1 pseudogene is annotated in these 482 nt (G+C 40.0%); it reads right to left on the bottom strand.

Going from position 1 to position 482, the window contains the following annotated elements:
• Positions 1 to 482: pseudogene (locus RT99_RS25465) on the bottom strand (calcium-binding protein); the annotation flags it as partial.

Genomic DNA, 482 nt, shown 5'->3' with positions numbered 1-482 from the left:
CACTGTGCTTCCCGTTAAATTATAACTGGCATAATCATCTGAAGTATAAGTGTAGGCACCTGTTAAGGTAACCGGTGTATTATGGGTCCAGAAATACAGGGTTCCTTCTAAAATAGCTGTGTTTTGGTCCAGGAATTTTTTGGCGCTCAGGGCAGAAGGATATGGATTACCGATCAAATAAGGTTTGCCTGCCGTTAGTGTTTCACCTAAAATTACACCATTATTGGGCACACCATTAAATTCAGCAGGATAATCTGCTTTTACTGTCAGCGAATAGGTTTGCGGCCCACGGATGATATATCCTTTACCCACTTTCATAACCGTGTTTTTATTGGTAATTACCCAATTATCGCCACTGTATCCGAAATATTTATCCCCTAAAGTTAGTGGAGAAACATCAATAAGTTTTTGCGGGCTTACCGGTGTTGACCAGTATACGAAATCACCTCGTCTGATTTTTGGTGCAATACGTTTGTATTTTA

The sequence above is a fragment of the Flavobacterium sp. MEB061 genome, from assembly GCF_000834715.1.
In the GTDB taxonomy this organism is placed as follows: domain Bacteria; phylum Bacteroidota; class Bacteroidia; order Flavobacteriales; family Flavobacteriaceae; genus Flavobacterium; species Flavobacterium pectinovorum.
Note: the sequence above shows the minus strand (reverse complement) of the source record. Positions and strands in the feature narration are given on the sequence as shown.